The 4,367-nt window shown below is 75.7% G+C and carries 5 protein-coding genes; 2 read left to right on the top strand and 3 right to left on the bottom strand.

Features of this window, described 5'->3' with window-relative positions; all coding sequences use genetic code 11:
* Positions 1–1,185 (bottom strand): cytochrome P450 (locus tag ACR807_RS41265; RefSeq protein ID WP_438927000.1); only part of this gene is annotated, 1,185 nt, incomplete at its 3' end.
* Between the two features lie 36 nt (positions 1,186–1,221).
* On the opposite strand from ACR807_RS41265, the gene ACR807_RS41260 reads away from it, so the two are divergent.
* Positions 1,222–2,400: an 8-amino-7-oxononanoate synthase gene (locus tag ACR807_RS41260; RefSeq protein WP_438926999.1), complete on the top strand. Its 1,179-nt coding sequence runs from the start codon at positions 1,222–1,224 to the stop codon at positions 2,398–2,400.
* Here the strand turns inward: ACR807_RS41260 and ACR807_RS41255 are convergent.
* A complete protein-coding gene (locus ACR807_RS41255) occupies positions 2,354–2,809 on the bottom strand; it encodes a GNAT family N-acetyltransferase (protein WP_438926998.1) in 456 nt (151 codons plus the stop codon). The two genes, ACR807_RS41260 and ACR807_RS41255, sit on opposite strands and share 47 nt — an antisense overlap.
* Positions 2,810–2,829: 20 nt before the next feature.
* Positions 2,830–3,567, bottom strand: coding sequence for a serine protease (locus ACR807_RS41250; RefSeq protein ID WP_438926997.1), 738 nt, complete (start codon positions 3,565–3,567; stop codon positions 2,830–2,832).
* Between the two features lie 177 nt (positions 3,568–3,744).
* On the opposite strand from ACR807_RS41250, the gene ACR807_RS41245 reads away from it, so the two are divergent.
* Positions 3,745–4,356 (top strand): LysE family translocator, encoded by a 612-nt coding sequence (locus ACR807_RS41245; protein WP_438926996.1) that lies wholly within the window; start codon positions 3,745–3,747, stop codon positions 4,354–4,356.
* Positions 4,357–4,367 lie beyond the last annotated feature (11 nt).

The raw sequence follows: 4,367 nt of genomic DNA, 5'->3' as shown, positions 1-4,367 counted from the left end.
CCGCGCCGGTTCGCCCAGCGGCGCCGGTTCGCCCAGCAGCACCGGGACGCTGAGCGGCGCGCGGAACGACAGCAGGTTCAGCAGCGGCGGCGGCTCGGCGGACGCGAGGCGGAGGTCCGGGAAGCGGCGGGCCGTCTCGCGCAGCACCACCTCCGCCTCCAGCCGGGCCAGGCCCGCACCCAGGCAGAAGTGCCGCCCGTGGCCGAACGCCAGGTGGCGGTGGTTGTTCGGCCGGGCCGGGCAGAACCGCTCCGGGTCGTCGAACACCTCCGGGTCCGAGCCGCTGCCCATCAGCATGAGCAGCAGCGGCGCGCCCGCGGGCAGGTCCACGCCGGAGAGGGTCACCGGCTCGGCGGTCACCCGCCGCCACGTGGTCACCGGCGGCTCGCGCCGCAGCACCTCCTCCACGCACGCCGCCGCGAACCCCGGCTCGTCGAGCCGGGACCACAGGTCGCCGTGCCGCAGCACCGCGTGGAACACCGCGCACAGCAGCTGCGTCGTCGTCTCCTGGCCGGCGATCAGCAGGAAGTAGCAGAGGCCGGCGGCGTCGCGCGGCGGCACGCCGGCCGCGCGCAGGGCCCCGAACAGGTCGTCCCCGCCGTCCGCGGCCCTGATCCGGGAGGTCAGCCACCGGTGGAACGCGGCGGCGGGTCCGGCCAGCTCGCGCTGCCGCCCCGGCGTGACGTCGCCCCAGAACAGCTCCAGGGACGCCGTGCTCCACGCCTTGAGCGCGGTCACGTCCACGTCGCGGATGCCCAGGGCCTCCAGCAGCACGACCGCGGGCAGGTCGCGGGCCAGCGCCGGGTGCAGGTCGGCGTGGCCGGACAGCCGGTCCAGCCGCTCGCGGGTCAGCTCGGCGACGCGCGGCCCGAGGGCGGCGACCCGGGCGGGGGTGAGGAAGCGGGCCACCAGCCGGCGCAGGTCGGCGTGGGTGGCGGTGCCGTTGTTGGCCAGCGTCGGGGGCAGCGAGAACCCGGCGCGGGCCAGCACCCGCAGCACGGGGCCGGGGATGGGGACCACCGCGTCCAGCGCGTTGTCCGGGCGGAACCGGCGCGGGTCGGCCAAGGCGGCGCGCACGTCGTCGTAGCGGCTGACCAGCCACAGCCCGGTGCACCCGTCGCGGTGGACCGGCGCGGTCTCGCGCAGCTCGCGCAGGTCGCCGGGTCCGTGCTGGAAGAGGTCCACGCCGGCACGGTAGCCGCCGGGTGCGACACTGCCGGCGTGAGTGCGCACACAGGCGAGTCGGTGTTCGACTGGATCGACACGCGGGCCGAGGCCCGCGCGAAGGCCGGCCTGGCCCGCCGGCTGCGGCCCCGCCCGGCCGACTCGACGGACCTCGACCTGGCGTCCAACGACTACCTCGGCCTGGCCCGCGACAAGCGGGTGATGGGCGCCGCCGCGGCGGCCTCGCTGCGCTGGGGCGCGGGCTCGACCGGGTCGCGCCTCGTCACCGGCTCGATCGAGCTGCACACCGAGCTGGAGTACGAGCTGGCGAACTTCTGCGGCGCGCAGTCCGCGCTGGTGTTCTCCTCCGGCTACGCGGCGAACCTCGGCGTGCTGACCGCGCTGTCCGGGCCGGGCACCGCGATCGTCGCCGACCAGCACATCCACGCCTCGCTCATCGACGGCACCCGGCTGTCCAAGGCCGACGTGGTGGTCGCCGGGCACTGCGACGTGCCGCAGGTCACGCACGCCCTGGCCACCCGCGGCAAGCGGCGGGCGCTGGTCGTCACCGACTCGGTGTTCTCGGTGGACGGCGACCTCGCGCCGCTGGCCGGGCTGGCGGCGGCGTGCCGCGAGCACGACGCGGCGCTGGTCGTGGACGACGCGCACGGCCTGGGCGTGGTCGGCGAGGGCGGGCGCGGCGCGGTGCACGCGGCGGGCCTGGCCAAGTCCCCGGACGTGGTGACGACGGTGACGCTGTCCAAGTCGCTCGGCGCGCAGGGCGGCGCGGTGCTCGGCCCGAGCCGGGTGATCCGGCACCTGGTCGACACGGCGCGCACGTTCATCTTCGACACCGGCCTCGCGCCGTCGAGCACCGCGGCGGCGCTGGCCGCGCTCAAGGTGCTGCGGGAGGAGCCCGACCGGCCGGGGCGGGCCCTGGACGTGGCCCAGGACCTCGCGTTCCGGCTGAAGGAGAAGGGGCTGCGGGTCAGCACGCCGACCGCGGCCGTGGTGTCGGTCCAGGCGCCGTCGGCCGAGGCGGCGTTCGGCTGGGCCGAGGCATGCCGCGCGCAGGGCGTGGTCGTCGGCTGCTTCCGGCCGCCGTCCGTGCCCGACCAGGTCTCCCGGCTCCGGTTGACCGCCCGCGCCGACCTCACCGGGGCCGACGTCGAGCGGGTCGTGCGGGTGATCAGCGAGACCGGCGCATCCGCAGGTGCGGTATCCCGTCCTCGATGAACTCCGCGCCCTCCGGCTCGAAGCCGAACGAGGCGTAGAAGTCGGTGACGTGGGTCTGCGCGTCCAGCACGCAGTCGGCGTCGCCGACCTCGGCCAGCGCCGCGTCCACCAACCGGCGGCCGTGGCCCCGGCCGCGGGCGGCGCGGGCGGTGCAGACGCGGCCGATGCGGAAGCCGCCGCCGGGTTCCTCCAGCAGCCGCAGGTACGCCTCCGGCCGGGGGGAGCCGACCGACTCGATCCACAGGTGCCGGGTGCCCGGCTCCAGGTCACGGCCGTCCAGCTCCGGGTAGGGGCAGTCCTGCTCGACCACGAACACGTCGACGCGCAGGGCGAGCAGGGCGTAGAGCTGCTCGGGCGTCAGGTCCGCCGACCACTGCCTGCGCAGGGTGGCGTGGGGCGACTGGCTCACGCGGCCTTGGTACCACAGCCTCAGTCGCCGCGACCGCGCAGCTCGGGCAGGTAGCGGCTCAGCCGGGTGTAGACGCCCGGCTGGTCGGGGCGCGCGCAGCCGCGGCCGTAGGACACGACGCCGACCAGCGCGCCGGCCGCGGTGAGCGGGCCGCCCGAGTCGCCCTCGCACGCGTCCTTGCCGCCCTCGGGGTAGCCCGCGCACAGCATCCCGTCCGGCTGGTAGGCGGGGACGGCGGCGGCGCACTCGGCGTCGGTGCGGATCGGCACGTCCACCTGCCGCAGCCGCCTGCTGGGCGCCTTCAGCTCGCCCGTGCGGCCCCAGCCGTAGACGGTGGCCCGCGCCGGGCCGGTGTCGGCGACGCGCACCGGGTGGACGGGCACCGGCTCGGCCAGGGTGAGCACCGCCACGTCGTGGCCGGAGGCGACGTCGGTGAAGTCGGGGTGCCGCCAGACGGCCCGGACCTCGACGGCGTGCCCCGCGTCCCCGTCGAGGTCGGCCCGGCCGACGAGCGCGGTCACCTCCTCCGGGCGGCGGTCGCGCCGGGTGAGCGCGGTGCGCTCGACCGTGCAGTGCGCGGCGGTGACGACCTCGTCGGGGCCGATCAGCGCGCCGCCGCAGAAGAACCCGCCCGCCCGGTCGACCAGCGCGACGGCCCACGGCACGGGGGGCGCCTCCCGACCGCCGACGACCGCGTCCGCGGGCACCGCGGACAGGACCAGCACGAGGACCGCGAAGACCGGCGCGCTGATGCGCATGGCGTACCCCTCTACGACAGGTGGTCGATCGGGCACCGACCGTAGCGGACCGGCGAGGTGAGCGTCAGCGGGGGATCAAAACCGGAAAATCTGTTGTTAGGATGCCGTAGAGCCGAAGATTTGAAGGCTTGAGAGACAGATCACGCCGATCTGTCCGGATCACGAGGGGGGTTTCCCATGCACCTGGACTTCACCCAGCTCCCGGCGTTCCTCATCGCGTGCGCGGTGGTCGTGCTGACGCCCGGGGTGGACGCCTTCCTCCTGCTGCGCACCTCGATGCGCGCGGGCACCCGGGCCGGTCTGTGGGCACTGGCGGGCATCCACACCGCCGCGTTCACCCAGGTCGCCCTGGTCATCTCGGGCCTGGGCGCGGTGGTCGCGCGCTACCCGGCGGTGCTGACCTCGCTGCGCTGGATCGGCGCGGCCTACCTGCTCTACCTGGCGCTGTCCATCGCGCGCGGGCTCCTCCTGCGGCGCTCCGACGGGGAGGGGGCGGCGGTGGTCGCGGACCGGCCGTTCCGGCAGGGGTTCCTGACCAACATCACCAACCCGAAGATGCTGCTGTTCTCGCTGGCGTTCCTGCCGCAGTTCATCGGCACGGGCGACCCGACGTGGCAGCTCGGCATGCTCGCCGCCGTGTTCCTGGGGCTCGCGGCGCTGTGGGAGCTGACGATCGTGGTGGCCGCGGCACGGGTCGGCGGGTCGCTGCGGCGGCCGGGCGTGACGACGGCGCTGGACGCGGTGTGCGCGACGGTGTTCGCGACCATGTCGGTCGGGCTCGTCCTCTGACCCTCCCCCGA

The sequence above is a fragment of the Saccharothrix sabaoui genome, from assembly GCF_051756985.1.
GTDB lineage: Bacteria > Actinomycetota > Actinomycetes > Mycobacteriales > Pseudonocardiaceae > Actinosynnema.
Note: the sequence above shows the minus strand (reverse complement) of the source record. Positions and strands in the feature narration are given on the sequence as shown.

What these genes read in the sequence shown, in the direction of transcription:
- ACR807_RS41250 (WP_438926997.1), bottom strand. Translation starts at nt 3,567, where the DNA reads ATGCGCATCAGCGCGCCGGTCTTCGCGGTCCTCGTGCTGGTCCTGTCC.
- ACR807_RS41245 (WP_438926996.1), top strand. Translation starts at nt 3,745, where the DNA reads ATGCACCTGGACTTCACCCAGCTCCCGGCGTTCCTCATCGCGTGCGCG.